Raw genomic sequence first — 14792 nt, forward strand, 5'->3', positions numbered from 1 at the left:
CAGCTGTCCCTACGTCGAAGAAGGTCGTGGTCATCGTCTACGCGTGACGTGGTGTCAGGGGACAAGGACGATCCGGCCGCGGATGCGGCCCTGCGCCATCGCCCGGTAGGCGTCGGCGGCCTGATCGAGTGACACGACGGCGTGGACGCGGGCCGGGAGCTCTCCCGCCGCCACCCGTGCCAGCAGACCGGCGAGCAGCGGCCCGTCGGGGCGGGCGAAGACGACCTCGACGGTGATGCCGCGCTCCTCGGGGAGCCTGGCGGCGGGCTGCACGCCCACGAAGCGGCCGCCGTCGCGCACGGCCCGGAGGGCGGTCTCCTGGAGGGCTCCGGCGTCGGCGACAGCGTCCCACCCCTGGCCGGGTTCGGTGGTGAAGCCCGCACCCAGGCCGCGGACGAACGGCTCGTCGGCCGCTCGGGCCAGCCCGGTCACCTGCCAGCCGCGCTCCTGGGCGAGCACGGCGGCGTACGCCCCCACCGCACCGGCCGCACCGGTCACCAGCAGCCGCCGGGCGTCGCTCGGCGCCTCGCCGAGGAGGTCGACGGCCTGGGCGGCGGCGGTGGCGTTGAGCGGCACCGTGGCCGCCGCCACCAGGTCGACGGCGTCCGGCACGACGGCGACGTTCGCGGCGGGGACGACGACGTGCTCGGCATGGGAGCCGTGATCGCGGTCGAAGCCGTCCAGGAACCCGGCGACACGGGTCCCGGCGGGCAGTCCGGCGTCCGGTCCGGCGGCCTCCACGGTTCCGGAGAAGTCCCAGCCGAGGCCGGTCCAGTGGGGCTGATCGACCATGCCGAGCCGGTGGAAGACGCCGGCCGCCACGCCCAGGTCGACGGGGTTCACCGCCGCCGCGGCGATCCTGACGCGGATCTCCTTCGGTCCCGGCTCGGCCACCGGCGCCTCGACGGTCTCGATGGACTCGGGCCCGGACGGAACGCGGACCACGGCGCGGCGCGAAGTCACCTGATTCATCGTCAACTCCCTTTTCAAGCAGGGTTTGTGTGAGGTCTTGCCATCCCTGCGTCTGGACACCAGCATGGAAGAACCCGGTCACCACTGGGAAGTAGGCACCTTGAAGTAAGTAAGTCACCGAGTCGAGGAGATGTCTGACAGATGGCGACCAGCACCGCGTCCGAGCGGCGGGCCGAGGCCAAGCGGGAGTACGACGCGTTTCTGGCGGTCTGCCCGAGCCGCCGGCTCCTGGAGCGGATCTCCGACAAGTGGGTCGCGCTGGTGCTCGCCGCGCTCGGCGGCGACGGCCCGCACCCCGGGGAGGCCACCGTCGGGGAACCGCACCCCATGCGCTTCTCCGAGCTGTCACGCCGGATCTCGGGCGTGAGCCAGAAGATGCTGACGCAGACGCTGCGTTCGCTGGAGCGTGACGGCATGGTGACCAGGACGGTGACCGCCACCGTGCCGGTGACCGTCAGTTACGAGCTGACCGGCCTCGGCCGCTCGCTCCAGTGCGTCATGCGGGACATCAAGAAGTGGGCGGAGAGCAACATGGACGAGGTCCTGACCCACCGCGACGCCTACGACGCCAGGCCCCAGGGCACCGCTTAGGGCGCGCCCCCGGAAGACTCGGACCGGGTCAGCGCGAGCAGGTCGCGGGCCGGGCCCGTGGGGCGGTGGCCCGAGGGCCAGACCGCGCGCAGCTGGCGGCGCAGCCGGGCCCCGGCGATGGGGACCTTGACCAGGCGGCGGGCGGACAGCTCCTCGCCGAGCGCGAGCTCGCTCAGGACGCAGGGGCCGGCGCCGCTCTCCGCCGCGCCCTTGACCGCGGTGGTCGAGGAGAGCTCCAGGAGCGGCGGGGCCAGCGGGCCGTGGACGGCGAGCGCCGCGTCCAGGACCTGGCGGGTGCCGGAACCGTGCTCGCGCAGGATCAGCGGGGTCCCGGCCAGCTCGGCCGGGGTCAGCGGGGTGCGGCGGCGGGCCCACGGATGGGCGGGGGCGACCACGACGACGAGGCGGTCGTGGGCGATGACCGTACCGTCGAGCCCTTCCGGGACGGACAGGCCCTCCACGAAACCCAGGTCCGCCTCACCGCGCAGCAGCCGCTCGGCGACCACCGCGGAGTTCCCGGCGAGCAGCGAGACGGCGGTGCCGGGGCGTTCGGCGCGCAGGGCGATGAGCCAGCCGGGCAGCAGGTACTCGGCGATGGTCATGGAGGCGGCGACCCGCAGCCGGGAGTCGCGGCGGTCGCGCAGCGCCTGGGCGCCCGCGTCGAACGCCTCGGCGGCCTCCACGACCCGGCGCGCCCAGTCGGTGACCAGGGCACCCGCGTCCGTGAGCCGGGAGCCCCGGGGCGAGCGGTCGAGGAGGGTGAGGCCGAGCTGCCGTTCCATGGAGCGGACGCGGCTGCTGGCGGCGGGCTGGGTGATGCCGACGTCGCGGGCGGCCCGGCCGAGGCTGCCGTGCCGGGCGACCGCGAGGAGCAGTTCCAGCGCGCCCAGGTCGGGCACCCGGTGGGAGAGGGGGGTGGACGGTTCGCCGGTCATAAGTCCACTTTATGACCTCATAGGGCAGTGCTCCCTGGTGGGGTCCCGGCGCGGCCGAAAGAATCGTGGCATGGCCATCCATCTGCGGACCCGCACCTCTTCCCCGTACTCCGGCACCCTCCGAAGGCCCGCGCTGCGGCACTTCGGCCCCAACTGGTACGCCACCGTGATGGGCACCGCGATCGTCGCGAGCGCCGGTGCCGCGCTGCCGGTGCATGTGCCCGGGCTGCGCGGCGCGTGCACCGTGGTGTGGCTGTTCTCGGCGCTGCTGCTCGCCGCCGTGCTGGCGGCCCGCGCCGGGCACTGGGCGGCCCACCGCGACCAGGCGCGCGCCCATCTCGCGGACCAGGCCGTCGCGCCGTTCTACGGCTGCCTGGCGATGGCGCTGCTGGCCGTCGGCGGCTCCGGCATGGCCGTGGGCAAGGACCTCATCGGGCACCGGGCGGCGCTCGGGCTGGACGTGGTCCTGTACACGGCGGGCACGGTGACCGGTCTGGTGGCGGCCGTGGCGGTCCCGTATCTCATGATCGTGCGCCACCGGCCGGAGCCGGGCACCGCGTCCCCGGTGTGGCTGCTGCCGGTGGTGGCGCCGATGGTGTCGGCCGCGCTGGGCCCGCTGCTCGTGGCGGAGCTGCCCGCGGGGCAGGGGCGCGAGGCGCTGCTGCTGGGCTGCTACGCGATGTTCGGGCTGAGCCTGCTGGCGACGCTGGTCATGCTCCCGCTGGTCTTCGCCCGGCTGGTGCACGGGGGCCCGCTGCCGCTCGCGCTGACGCCCACCCTGTTCCTGGTGCTCGGCCCGCTGGGCCAGTCGACGACCGCGGTCAACGCGCTGGCCGATGTGGCGCCGGGCACGGTCGAGGGCCCGTACGCCTCGGCGCTCCGCGCCTTCGCGGTGCTGTACGGGGTGCCGGTGATGGGCTTCGCCCTGATGTGGCTGGCCCTGGCGGTGGCACTGGTGGTGCGGGCGGTACGGGGCGGGATGACGTTCTCGATGACCTGGTGGGGCTTCACCTTCCCCGTCGGCACCTGCGTGACCGGCGCGGCGGGCCTGGCCCGGCACACCGGTCTGACCGCGTTCACCTGGCTGGCCGTCGCGCTGTACGTGCTGCTGGTGTCGGCGTGGGCGGTGGCGGGAGTGCGCACGGTGCGCGGGGTGCTCAGCGGGGCGCTGCTCGCGGCGCCGCACCGGCCCGCCCCGGTGGCGGCCCGTACGGCCTGAGCACGCGTTCGGCGGCCCCCGGACGCTCTCAGCGCCGGGGGTCGGACGTCGCGTCGATGTGTTCGGCGACCGCGACGCACAGCAGCCGGGTGCCGGGGAGGGTGGCCCGCCAGCGGTGGCGGACCCCGCCGGACAGGAAGAGCGTGTCGCCCTGGACCAGCCGGTAGGCCCGGCCCTCGGCCTCCACTTCGGCGGCCCCCTCGGCGACGTACAGGAGCTCGTCGTTGCGGTGCTGGAACTCGCGCCCGAGGTCGAGCTCCCCGGTGAACTCCAGGGCGCTGAGCTGGTGGCGCCCCCGGACCACCCGGTGCACCCCGTCCTCGTGGGCGGCGCGCACGACGTCGACCGCGCGCGCGGAGTCGGCGGCGGCGCGCAGCCGGGCCGTGGTGGTCTCCAGCGCTTCCGCGACCCGGTCGAGCGACCGGGGGCTGGGTCTGGCGCGCTCGTTCTCGATCTGGCTGAGGAACGGCACGGAAAGGCCGCTGCGCGAGGCCACGGCGGCCAGGGTGAGTCCCAGGGACCTGCGCTGTCGGCGGACGGCGGCGCCCACCCGGAGTGTTTCCTTCTCGTCCATGTCCGGCTCCCTCCCGACTCGCCATCCTTCCGGTTGTGAGCCGGTCGCGCACACCGTTACGCCAGGACGGCCCGGAAAGTGAGCGGACCGGAACGCCGGAAGGGGTGGGTCACGCCGTCGGCGCGACCCACCCCTTCACGGGTTGCGGCCCTGGTGGGGGCCGGTGACGGCCCCTACTGGGGTGCCATCTTGTCCGCGATTCCCGGGTTCTTCTTCATCCAGGCCCTCACGGCTTCCTCTTCGTGCCCGGTACCGAGCTTCTGGATCTGGTTCTCCAGGCCGGCGAGCTGGTCCTCGCTCAGCTTGAAGTCCTTGAACCACTCCGTCAGCCGCGGGTAGTTCTCCGGGAACTCCTCGGAGGCGATGGTGTGCAGCCGGTCGCCCTCGCCGAACGCCTTCTTCGGGTCCTGGAGCTTGGTCATCCCGTACTCGCTGTACGCCCAGTGGGGGGTCCACAGCAGGACGGCGATGGGCTCCTTCTTGGCGTACGCGCGCTTCAGCTCGGCGAGCATGCCGGGCGTCGAGGAGTCGACCACCTTGTACTCGTCGTCCAGGCCGTAGGCCGGGAGCACGTTCTTCTTCAGGTTCTCCATCGTGGCGGTGCCGGGCTCGATGCCGATGATCCGGCCCTTGAACTCCGAGCTCTTGCCCTTGAGGTCGGCCAGGGACTTCACGTCCTTGACGTAGTCGGGCACCGCGACCTCGATGGAGGTCGGGCCGTACCAGGAGCCGATGTCCGTCAGCTTGGAGCCGTACTTGTCCCAGTAGTTCTTCTGGGTGAAGGGGAGCCATCCGTCGAGCTGCACGTCGATCTGGCCGCGCGACATCGCGGTGTACATCGGGCCGACCTCGAACTGCTTGAGGTTGATCTTGTAGCCGCGGTCCTCCAGGACGGCCTTCCACAGGTACGTGGCGGCGATGTCCTCCTCCCAGGGGAACCAGGCCATCTCCACCGGGCGGTCGCGCTCGTCCTTGCCGTTCGCGCCCTTGGCCGGGGCGGACTTCTTCACCGGGGTCCACTTGTCGGCGACGTCCGGGTTGGCCTTCAGCCAGGTGCGGACGGCCTCCTGCTCCTTGCCGGAGCCGCTCTTCTGGATCTGGGCCTCAAGGCTGGTGAGCTGGTCCTCGCTCATCTTGAAGTCCTTGAGCCACTTGCCGACCTCGGGGTTGTCGGCGGTGAAGCCCTTGCGGGTCAGCGTGTGGATGCCGTCGCCCTTGCCCCAGAGGTTCTCGGGGTCCTTGAGCTTGGTCAGCTCGAACTGGTTGTACGCCCAGTGCGGCGACCAGAGCGGGACGACGATCGGTTCCTTCTTGGCGTACGCGCGCTTCAGCTCCGCCAGCATGGACGGCGTGGAGCCGTCGACGACCTTGTACTCCTTGTCCAGGCCGTAGCCCGGCAGGATCTTGTCCTTGAGCAGGCCCATCTCACCGGCGCTCGGCTCGATGCCGACGATCCGGCCCTTGAAGTCGGACGCCTTGCCCTTGAGGTCGGCCAGGGACTTCACGTCCTTGACGTAACTGGGGACGGCCAGCTCCAGCGAGGTGGGGCCGTACCAGGAGCCCATGTCCTCCAGGCGGTCCTTGTACTTCTTCCAGTACGAGGCGTGGGTGACCGGGAGCCAGGAGTCGGTCTCGAAGTCGATCTGGCCGCCCGCCATGCCGGTGTACAGCGCGCCGGCCTCGTACTGCTTGACGTCGACCTCGAAGCCGCGGCGCTCCAGCAGCTCCTTCCACAGGAAGGTGGAGGCGATGCCCTCGTCCCACGGGATGTACCCCATGCTGATCTTCTTGCCGGCGCCGATGTTCTTCGTGTCGGAGGCCGCGACGGCCTCGTCGTCGGAGGAGCCGAAGATGCCCATGCCGCCGGCGACGAGCGCGAGGGCGACGACGCCCGCGACGGCGACGACGGGCTGCGGGCGGTGGTGCCAGATCTTCAGACCGCCGGCCATCGACTGCGCCTTGGCGAGCGCGCGGCGCGCGAGCGGGGAGACCTCGCGGCCCAGGGCACTGGTCATCCGGTCCAGGTACATGGCCAGGATGACGATGGAGACACCGGCCTCGAAGCCCAGGCCGACGTCGACGTTGCCGATGGCCCGGTAGACGGAGCCGCCGAGGCCGCCGCCGCCGACCATGCCGGCGATGACCACCATGGACAGGCCCAGCATGATGACCTGGTTGATACCCGCCATGATCGTGGGCAGGGCCAGCGGAAGCTGGACCCGCAGCAGGGTGTTGCGGGACGTCGTGCCGAACGCCTCGGCCGCCTCGACCAGCTCGCCGTCGACCTGGCGGATGCCGAGTTCGGTCATCCGGACGCCCGGAGGCAGCGCGAAGATGATGGTGGCGATGATGCCGGGAACGACACCGACACCGAAGAAGATCACGCCGGGGATCAGGTAGACCATGGCGGGCATGGTCTGCATGAAGTCCAGGACCGGCCGGGTCACCGCGCTCACCGTCTTGGAGCGGGAGGCCCAGATGCCGAGCGGCACGGCCAGGACCAGCGTCACGATCGTCGCGACGAGCACCAGGGTGAGCGTGTCCATCGCCTCGTCCCACAACTCGACCGAGTCGATGAGGGCGAAGCCGACGAATGCCAGGATTCCGGCGAGCAGGCCGCGCAGCCACCAGGCGATGACGGCGACGATGCCCGCGAAGAGCAGGGGCGCGGGAGCGGAGAGCACGGCGGCGATGCCGTCGAACATGCCGCTCACGACGGAGCTGATGAAGTCGAAGAGCCAGGAGAGGTGGTTCTGGAGCCAGTCGACCGCGGAGTCGACCCAGTCGCCGAGATGGAGCCTAAACACCGGCCACCTTCTTCAGCGAGGTGGCGGCGTCCTGGGGAGCCTGGGCGGGGGTCATCGGCTCGCCGAGCACGGCGAGCAGCCGCTCGCGGGGCACGACGCCGAGGAGCTTGCCCTTGTCGTCGGTCACGGCGACCGCGACCCGGCTCTGCGAGCAGGGCGTGAACAGCTCGATGATCGGCGTGGACTCGGTGACCGTGGCCGGGGCGGACCGCAGCACGTCGTCGGCGGTCCGGATCTCCTTGCCCTGGTCGCACAGCGTGCCCATGACGGTGTCCGTCTCGGCCATGATCGCGCCGGCCGTCAGCACCCGGGCACGGTCCACGTCCTGGGTGAAGGAGGCGACGTAGTCGTTGGCCGGGGTGACGAGGATGTCCTCGGCGGTGCCGAGCTGGACTATCTCGCCGTCGCGCATCACGGCGATGCGGTCGCCGAGGCGCATGGCCTCGTTGAGGTCGTGGGTGATGAAGACGATGGTCTTCTTCAGCCGCTTCTGGAGTTCCAGGAGCTGGTCCTGCATGTCGCGGCGGATCAGCGGGTCGAGCGCGCTGAAGGACTCGTCCATCAGGAGCAGGTCGGCGTCGGTGGCGAGCGCGCGGGCGAGGCCCACGCGCTGCTGCATGCCGCCGGACAGCTCGTCGGGCCAGGACTTCTCCCAGCCGGCCAGGCCGGTCAGCTCCAGGGCCTCGGTGGCGCGGCGGTGACGCTCTGCGCGCGGCACGCCCTGCACCTCCAGGCCGTACGCGGCGTTCTCCAGGACGCTCCGGTGGGGGAAGAGCGCGAAGTGCTGGAACACCATGCTGATCTTGGTGGAGCGGACGTGGCGGAGTTCGGCGGGGCTCAGGGCGGTCAGGTCCTGGCCGTCGAAGAGCACCTGGCCGGAGGTGGGCTCCAGCAGGCCGTTGAGCATCCGCAGCAGCGTGGACTTGCCCGAGCCGGACAGACCCATCACGACGAAGATCTGGCCCGGTTCGACGGTGAACGATGCGTCGATCACCGCTGCGGTGGTTCCGTCGGCGCGCAGCGCGTCGCGGCCGGTGCCGCTCCGCAGCTTCTGCACGGCTTGATCGGGTCGTCTGCCGAACACTTTGTACAAGTGCTCGGCTTGCAGCCTGGACACATACACCTCACGCGTTGAACCGAGAACGGTCCGCCACCCCCGCCGGCAGACCGTGGAGCGGCACGGATTCTGTCCGTATGGCACATGCACTAGTTGAAAATGCGACGTGATCCGCTCCGATGGCGCGCCTGCCCCCGCTTACTCGGAGCAAACACAGGAGTGGCCTGGATCACATAAAACACCCTGGTTTTCCGGGAACCGCGTCCGCGGCGGCCCCTGTCGGTGCCGTGCGGCATCATCGGCGTGTGACGCGACGCCTGATGCTCCTCGACACCGCTTCCCTCTACTTCCGCGCCTATTTCGGCGTGCCCGACTCGGTGCGCGCGCCGGACGGCACCCCGGTCAACGCCGTGCGCGGGCTGCTGGACTTCATCGGCCGCCTCGTGCAGGACCACCGGCCGGACGACCTCGTCGCCTGCTGGGACGCGGACTGGCGGCCACAGTGGCGGGTCGACCTCATCCCCACGTACAAGGCGCACCGGGTGGCGGCCGAGACCGCGGCGGGCGTGCCCGACGAGGAGGAAACCCCGGACACGCTGGCCCCGCAGGTGCCGGTCATCGCGGACGTGCTGGACGCGCTGGGCATCGCCCGGGTCGGCGCCCAGGGGTACGAGGCCGACGACGTCATCGGCACACTGACCGGGCGGGCGGCTGGCCCGGTCGACATCGTCACCGGCGACCGGGACCTGTACCAGCTGGTGGACGACGCCCGCGGGGTGCGGGTGCTCTACCCGCTGAAGGGAGTCGGCACGCTCCAGGTGACGGACGAGGCGTGGCTGCGCGAGAAGTACGGGGTGGACGGCCCCGGGTACGTGGACCTGGCGCTGCTGCGCGGTGACCCGAGCGACGGGCTGCCGGGGGTGCCCGGGATCGGCGAGAAGACGGCGGCGAAGCTGCTGGACGCCTTCGGCGACCTCGCCGGGATCATGGCGGCGGTGGACGATCCGGCGGCGAAGCTGACGCCCTCGCAGCGCAAGCGGCTCGACGAGGCCCGCGCCTACGTGGCCGTCGCGCCGAAGGTGGTGCGGGTCGCCGGTGACGTACCGCTGCCGGACTTCGACCCGGCGCTGCCCGCCGCGCCCCGCGATCCGGCCGCCCTCGACGCGCTCGCGACCCGGTGGGGGCTGGGCGGGGCCCTTCAGCGCCTCCACTCCGCACTGCAGCCCTGAGGTGTTAAGTTAGGTGACCCTAAGGGCGATCTCGGCATCGGTCGACGGTCTCCAATTCCGGCAGCAGGGAGCAGACCTCGTGGCAGAACGACCGGAGCGGCGGGCACCTCAGGCCCGGGGGGCGCAGGTCCTGCGCACCGAGCAGATCACCCCGCACATGATCCGGGTGGTGCTCGGCGGCGACGGTCTCGCCGGCTTCGCGCTCGCGGGCTTCACCGACCATTACGTCAAGCTGTGCTTCGCCCCCGAGGGCGCGGACTACGCCCAGCCCTTCGACGTGGCCCGCATCCGCGAGGAGTACCCGCGCGAGCTGTGGCCCACCACCCGTACCTACACGGTGCGTTCCTGGGACCCGGCCGCCCGGGAGCTGGCGATCGACTTCGTGGTGCACGGCGACGAGGGCCTCGCCGGGCCCTGGGCGGCGGGCGCGCAGCCGGGCGACCAGGTGACGTTCCTGGGCCCCGGCGGGGGTTACGCCCCGGACGCCTCGGCGGACTGGCACCTGCTGGCGGGCGACGAGAGCGCGCTGCCGGCGGTCGCCGCCGCGCTGGAGCAGATGCCGGCGGGTGCCGTGGTGCACGCGTACGTCGAGGTGGCGGACGCGGCGGAGGAGCAGAAGATCGCCACGCCGGACGGCGTGGCGGTCACCTGGCTGCACCGGGCGGGCCGCCCGGTCGGCGAGGCGCTCACCGAGGCGGTACGGAAGCTGGAGTTCCCGGCCGGCCGGGTCCAGGCGTTCGTCCACGGCGAGGCGGGCTTCGTGAAGGACATCCGCCGCCACCTGCGGCTGGATCGCGGTGTTCCGGCCTCCCAGCTGTCGATCTCGGGCTACTGGCGGCTCGGCCACGACGACGAGTCCTGGCGCTCCGTCAAGCGCCAGTGGAACGAGCAGGTGGAGCGCGAGCAGGAGAGCGCGGCCTGACCTCTCGTACGCCCCTGTGCCCCGGTCCGACGGCCGGGGCACAGGCATGTCGCGGGCCCACCGTTCTCCGAGCCGGCCGCCGGGAAGCCGTGGAAGGATCTCCGGCTTCCGGCCAATCCGCCCGGGCACCGGCTCCGAATCACCCTCGGAGAGCGATGACCACGAAGGGAACCCCGCGTGAAAGAAGCCGTGTACATCAGCGGAACGGCCTCGGCGGGGCCTGATCTCCAGGAGTTGATGGTCCTGGTCGCCCGGGGCGACCAGAACGCCTTCGCCCAGGTCTACGACGCGGTGAGCGGTCCGGTGCTCGGGCTCGTGCGCGGGGTACTGCGCGATCCCGCCCAGTCGGAGGAGGTCGCCCAGGAGGTCTGGGTGGACGTGTGGCGCACCGCGTCCCGCTTCCAGCCCGCCCGGGGCAGCGCCATGAACTGGGTGCTGACGCTCGCCCACCGCCGCGCCGTCGACCGGGTCCGTTCGGCGCAGGCGTCGGCCGCCCGCGAACACAAGGCCGCCCTCCTCGACCGCACCCCCGCCTTCGACGAGGTCACCGAACAGGTCGAGACCCGGCTGGAACGCGAGCAGGTGCGCCGCTGCATGCGGACGCTGTCCGAACTCCAGCGGGAGTCGGTCACCCTGGCGTACTACCGGGGGCTGACCTATCGCGAGGTGGCCGAACTGCTCGCGGTGCCGCTCGGCACGATCAAGACTCGACTGCGCGACGGGCTGATCCGGATGCGCGACTGCCTGGGGGTGACCTCATGACCGACGCCGGACTCCACACGCTGACGGGCGCCTACGCCCTGCACGCCCTGCCGGACACCGAACGCCGGGACTTCGAACGGCACCTGGGCGACTGCGACGCCTGCTCCACCGAGGTGCGCGAACTCTCCGAGACCGCCACCCGGCTCGGCCTCGCCATCGCCGCCCCGGCCCCCCGGGAGCTGCGGGAGCGGGTGCTCCGGGAGATCACGACCGTACGCCAGGAGCCGCCCGCGCTCCCCCGCCGCGAGCGCTCGCCGGACCGGCGGCAGGGGGCGGCCCGGTGGTCCCGGTTCGCCCTGGCCGCGTGCGTCGCCGCGGCGGCGGGCCTCGGCGGGATCGCCGTCTGGCAGCACCAGGAGGCACGGGACGCCCAGCGGCAGGCCGACGCGGCCCGGCTCCGGGCCGAGCAGGTGGCCCGCGTCCTGGCGGCACCCGACGCGAAGACCGCGTCCGGCACGCTGGAGGACGGGGCGCAGGGCACGGTGGTGGTCTCCCGGAGCGAGGACCGGGCGGTGTTCCTCGCGTCCGGGCTGACCGAGGCACCCAGCGGCAAGGTGTACCAGCTGTGGTTCGACGACGGCGGCACGATGCGCCCGGCGGGCCTGCTGCGCGCCACGGGCCCGTCGTCGACCACGTACACCACGCTGCTCGACGGCCCGGTCGGCGGGGCCACGGGCATGGGCGTCACCGTGGAACCGGCGGGCGGCTCGGCGCGGCCGACCTCGGACCCGGTGGCGCTGATGGAGCTGCCAGCGTGAGCGGCCGGCCCGGGGCTTTCCGGGGCCGGCCCCCGCTCAGCCCCGGCGCGGCGGGCGCGGGAAGAGGCCGCCGGTCCGCGCGGCGCATCCGGGGCGGCCGGCCCTGCGCCGTTCCGGCGGGACCCTGCCGCTGCCGTCGATGAGCCGACGGGGTGGACGCGGCCGTGCACCCCGGACAGCTCGTGGGCGTGCGCGGGGGCGCCCACCCGGTCGTCCGCCCCGAACGACGTCACGATGTGAGCGGCGGTCAGTCCCGCCACGCCGCGCAGCCGCCCATGACGGCCGTGCGTCGCCGCCTCCTTCCGAGCCCCCCCGAAGACGCGGGCGATGCCTGTGCGCACGTGCTTCATTGCGGACCTCTGGGCGGATGGACCTGAGTGGCGTTCACCCGATCGGGTGACAGACCCATCCGCCCGGGCCCCGGCACCGAATCCCCGTCGTGAGTGGAGATCAGAACGATCCGGAGACCTGGGCCGCCGAGCCCCGGCGGTCCCGCGCGCTGCGGGCGGCCTGTGCCGCGCTCAGCGGTGTGATCGCCGGGTTCGGCGCCCTGGCCGTCGCCGAGCTGGCGGCGGCGGTCGTGCGCCCCGAGGCGGGTCCGGTCGCGGCGGTGGGCGGTGCGGTGATCGACCGCACTCCCCCGGCGCTGAAGGATTTCGCCGTACGGAACTTCGGGACCGACGACAAGCTGGTCCTGGAACTCGGCATCCTGGCGGTCCTGGCACTGTTCGCCGTGGCCGTCGGGCTGCTGGCGCTCCGTCACCGGCTCACCGGTTCGGCGGCCGTGCTGGTCCTCGGAGCGGTCGGGGCGACGGCGGCGGCCGGCCGGCCCGAGGGCCGGGTCCCGGACGCGCTGCCGTCCGTGCTGGGCGCACTGGTGGGCGCGGCGCTGCTGTACGTGCTGGCCGGGCGGCTGGTCCGGGCCCGGCCCTCCGGGGTCCGGTCCGCCGGGGGCTTCGACCGGCGCGGGTTCGTCGTCGCGGCGGGTGCCGCGGCGGTGGCCTCCGCCGGGGCGGGGCTGCTGGGGAGGCGGCTCACCTCGGCGGTCCGAGCCGGGGCCGAGGCGTCCCGGCGCGATGTGAAGCTCCCCGCGCCCGGCTCACCCGCCCCCGCCGTGCCGGCCGGCGCGGACCTGGGCATCCGGGGACTCGGCCCGTTCGTCACGCCGGCCAAGGACTTCTACCGCGTCGACACGGCCCTGGTCGTACCGAGGGTGGACGCCGGGGCGTGGCGGCTGCGGATCCGCGGCAAGGGCGTGCCCCGTCCGGTGACGCTCACCTTCCAGGATCTGCTGCGCCGCGAAGCCGTGGAGCGCGACATCACGCTGACCTGCGTCTCGAACGAGGTGGGCGGGCCGTACGTCGGCAACGCCCGGTGGCTCGGCGTACGTCTCGCCGGTCTGCTGCGCGAGGCGGGGGTGCGGCCCCCGTCCGAGGGCGGTCCGGCCGACCAGCTCGTGGCGCGTTCGGTGGACGGCATGACGATCGGCACCCCGGTCGAGGACGTCATGGACGGCCGCGACGCCTTGCTCGCCTTCGGCATGAATGGGGAGCCGCTGCCCTTCGCGCACGGCTTCCCGGTCCGGATGGTCGTCCCCGGCCTGTACGGATACGTGTCGGCCTGCAAGTGGATCAAGGACATCGAGCTGACCACCTTCGACGCGTACGACGCGTACTGGGTGAGGCGGACCTGGTCCCGGCGGGCGCCCGTCAAGACCCAGGCCCGCATCGACACCCCCCGCCCCTTCGCGTCCCCGAAGGCCGGCACGGTGCCGGTCGCCGGGGTCGCCTGGGCCCAGCACCGGGGCATCACCCGGGTCGAGGTCCGGGTGGACGGCGGCCCGTGGCACCCGGCACGGCTCGCGGCGCCGGCGGGCCGGGACGTCTGGCGCCAGTGGGTGTGGGAGTGGCCGGCCACCCCGGGCAGCCACACCCTGGAGGTCCGCGCCACCGACCGGACCGGCGCCACGCAGACAGCCCGCCGCGCCGGCACCGTTCCGGACGGCGCCACCGGCCGGCACTCGGTGGTGGTCGACGTGTCCTGAGCACGCGCTCCCGCCGCCTCCTCCCGACATGCGCACCGTCCGTCCGGGCCGCGCGCACCCCAAGTCAATTACCGTACGCAGTCATTCGATTACCCCGACAGGAGAACATCATGAAGGTCATCCACGCCCGCCGCGCCGCCGTCGCGCTGTCCGCCGCGCTCGTCCTGCCGCTGGCCCTGACGGCCTGTTCCGACGACTCCAAGGACAGCGCGTCCGGGTCGAGCGCGAGCTCCGCGAAGGCCCCGGCCTCGCCGTCCGCCGAGAAGTCCATGGACGCGGACAAGCCCTTCGGCCCGGCCTGCGCCTCGGTCCCGAAGAGCGGAGCGGGTTCCTTCACCGGCATGGCGAAGGACCCCGTCGCCACGGCGGCTTCGCACAACCCGGCCCTGTCCACCCTGGTCACCGCGGTCAAGAAGGCCGGCCTGGTCGACACGCTCAACAACGCGCAGAACATCACCGTGTTCGCGCCGACCAACGACGCCTTCGCGAAGGTCCCGCAGGCCGACCTCGACAAGCTCCTCGCCGACAAGGACGCGCTCACGAAGGTCCTCACGTACCACGTGGTGGGTCAGAAGCTGACGCCGAAGCAGCTGGGGAACGGCTCGTTCGAGACTCTGGAGAAGGGTGAACTGACGACCTCGGGCTCGGACGTGACGTACACCGTCAACGACTCGTCGAAGGTCGTCTGCGGCAACGTCCCCACGGCCAACGCCACGGTCTACATCGTGGACACGGTCCTGATGCCGCCCGCCGCCTGATCCGCGTCCCTCGCGGTGGGCTCCCGGGCCCACCGCGAGGCCCCCGGCCGGCCGGTGCGGATCCTGCGGGCAGCACATCGCCTCGAACCTGCACATAAGAGACGGATAAGAGCAGAATGGTCCGTGCGGGCCGCTTCCCGCGCGTGGCGGTGACCGGGTCCGCA

13 protein-coding genes are annotated in these 14792 nt (G+C 72.6%); 8 read left to right on the forward strand and 5 right to left on the reverse strand.

The window, feature by feature from the left end:
* Nucleotides 1-54 precede the first annotated feature (54 nt).
* Nucleotides 55-972 (reverse strand): zinc-binding dehydrogenase, encoded by a 918-nt coding sequence (locus ACLQ2N_RS29930; protein ID WP_425817863.1) that lies wholly within the window; start codon nt 970-972, stop codon nt 55-57.
* A 141-nt stretch (nt 973-1113) separates the two neighbouring features.
* On the opposite strand from ACLQ2N_RS29930, the gene ACLQ2N_RS29935 reads away from it, so the two are divergent.
* Nucleotides 1114-1563, forward strand: coding sequence for a winged helix-turn-helix transcriptional regulator (locus ACLQ2N_RS29935; RefSeq protein WP_425817865.1), 450 nt, complete (start codon nt 1114-1116; stop codon nt 1561-1563).
* Here ACLQ2N_RS29935 and ACLQ2N_RS29940 read toward each other — a convergent pair.
* Nucleotides 1560-2498, reverse strand: a complete 939-nt coding sequence (locus ACLQ2N_RS29940; protein WP_425817867.1) for a LysR family transcriptional regulator — start codon at nt 2496-2498, stop codon at nt 1560-1562. The two genes, ACLQ2N_RS29935 and ACLQ2N_RS29940, sit on opposite strands and share 4 nt — an antisense overlap.
* Before the next feature lie 70 nt (nt 2499-2568).
* Here ACLQ2N_RS29940 and ACLQ2N_RS29945 point away from each other — a divergent pair, with 70 nt between their 5' ends.
* Complete coding sequence (locus tag ACLQ2N_RS29945) at nt 2569-3717, forward strand: TDT family transporter (protein WP_425817869.1); 1149 nt, start codon at nt 2569-2571, stop codon at nt 3715-3717.
* Nucleotides 3718-3745: 28 nt separating this feature from the next.
* Here ACLQ2N_RS29945 and ACLQ2N_RS29950 read toward each other — a convergent pair whose 3' ends face one another.
* The 3 genes from ACLQ2N_RS29950 to ACLQ2N_RS29960 all read right to left on the reverse strand — a co-directional run bounded on the left by ACLQ2N_RS29950 (nt 3746) and on the right by ACLQ2N_RS29960 (nt 8155).
* Complete coding sequence (locus tag ACLQ2N_RS29950) at nt 3746-4291, reverse strand: helix-turn-helix domain-containing protein (RefSeq protein WP_425817871.1); 546 nt, start codon at nt 4289-4291, stop codon at nt 3746-3748.
* A gap of 173 nt (nt 4292-4464) precedes the next feature.
* A complete protein-coding gene (locus ACLQ2N_RS29955) occupies nt 4465-7098 on the reverse strand; it encodes an ABC transporter permease/substrate binding protein (RefSeq protein WP_425817873.1) in 2634 nt (877 codons plus the stop codon).
* Nucleotides 7091-8155, reverse strand: a complete 1065-nt coding sequence (locus ACLQ2N_RS29960; RefSeq protein WP_425817875.1) for a quaternary amine ABC transporter ATP-binding protein — start codon at nt 8153-8155, stop codon at nt 7091-7093. Before ACLQ2N_RS29960 ends, ACLQ2N_RS29955 begins: the two co-directional genes overlap by 8 nt.
* Before the next feature lie 320 nt (nt 8156-8475).
* Here ACLQ2N_RS29960 and ACLQ2N_RS29965 point away from each other — a divergent pair, with 320 nt between their 5' ends.
* The 6 genes from ACLQ2N_RS29965 to ACLQ2N_RS29990 all read left to right on the forward strand — a co-directional run bounded on the left by ACLQ2N_RS29965 (nt 8476) and on the right by ACLQ2N_RS29990 (nt 14628).
* Entirely contained in the window at nt 8476-9384 is a 909-nt protein-coding gene (locus tag ACLQ2N_RS29965; protein ID WP_425818173.1) for a 5'-3' exonuclease, read from the forward strand.
* A gap of 79 nt (nt 9385-9463) precedes the next feature.
* Nucleotides 9464-10306, forward strand: a complete 843-nt coding sequence (locus tag ACLQ2N_RS29970) for a siderophore-interacting protein (RefSeq protein WP_425817877.1) — start codon at nt 9464-9466, stop codon at nt 10304-10306.
* 177 nt (nt 10307-10483) lie between these two features.
* Nucleotides 10484-11068 carry a sigma-70 family RNA polymerase sigma factor gene (locus tag ACLQ2N_RS29975; RefSeq protein WP_425817879.1) on the forward strand — a complete coding sequence of 195 codons (585 nt, stop codon included), beginning with the start codon at nt 10484-10486 and terminating at the stop codon, nt 11066-11068.
* Nucleotides 11065-11826, forward strand: a complete 762-nt coding sequence (locus ACLQ2N_RS29980) for an anti-sigma factor (protein ID WP_425817881.1) — start codon at nt 11065-11067, stop codon at nt 11824-11826. Before ACLQ2N_RS29975 ends, ACLQ2N_RS29980 begins: the two co-directional genes overlap by 4 nt.
* 499 nt (nt 11827-12325) lie before the next feature.
* Nucleotides 12326-13870 carry a molybdopterin-dependent oxidoreductase gene (locus ACLQ2N_RS29985; protein WP_425818175.1) on the forward strand — a complete coding sequence of 515 codons (1545 nt, stop codon included), beginning with the start codon at nt 12326-12328 and terminating at the stop codon, nt 13868-13870.
* Between the two features lie 110 nt (nt 13871-13980).
* Nucleotides 13981-14628: a fasciclin domain-containing protein gene (locus ACLQ2N_RS29990; RefSeq protein ID WP_425817883.1), complete on the forward strand. Its 648-nt coding sequence runs from the start codon at nt 13981-13983 to the stop codon at nt 14626-14628.
* Nucleotides 14629-14792 lie beyond the last annotated feature (164 nt).

Origin of the sequence: Streptomyces sp. DT224 (assembly GCF_049844595.1) — a bacterium.
Taxonomy (GTDB): Bacteria; Actinomycetota; Actinomycetes; order Streptomycetales; family Streptomycetaceae; genus Streptomyces.

Bases quoted from the DNA above. Each gene is read 5' to 3' on its own strand.
- ACLQ2N_RS29950 (WP_425817871.1), bottom strand. From the start codon at position 4,291: ATGGACGAGAAGGAAACACTCCGGGTGGGCGCCGCCGTCCGCCGACAG.
- ACLQ2N_RS29940 (WP_425817867.1), bottom strand. From the start codon at position 2,498: ATGACCGGCGAACCGTCCACCCCCCTCTCCCACCGGGTGCCCGACCTG.
- ACLQ2N_RS29930 (WP_425817863.1), bottom strand. From the start codon at position 972: ATGAATCAGGTGACTTCGCGCCGCGCCGTGGTCCGCGTTCCGTCCGGG.
- ACLQ2N_RS29945 (WP_425817869.1), top strand. From the start codon at position 2,569: ATGGCCATCCATCTGCGGACCCGCACCTCTTCCCCGTACTCCGGCACC.
- ACLQ2N_RS29990 (WP_425817883.1), top strand. From the start codon at position 13,981: ATGAAGGTCATCCACGCCCGCCGCGCCGCCGTCGCGCTGTCCGCCGCG.
- ACLQ2N_RS29980 (WP_425817881.1), top strand. From the start codon at position 11,065: ATGACCGACGCCGGACTCCACACGCTGACGGGCGCCTACGCCCTGCAC.
- ACLQ2N_RS29965 (WP_425818173.1), top strand. From the start codon at position 8,476: ATGCTCCTCGACACCGCTTCCCTCTACTTCCGCGCCTATTTCGGCGTG.
- ACLQ2N_RS29935 (WP_425817865.1), top strand. From the start codon at position 1,114: ATGGCGACCAGCACCGCGTCCGAGCGGCGGGCCGAGGCCAAGCGGGAG.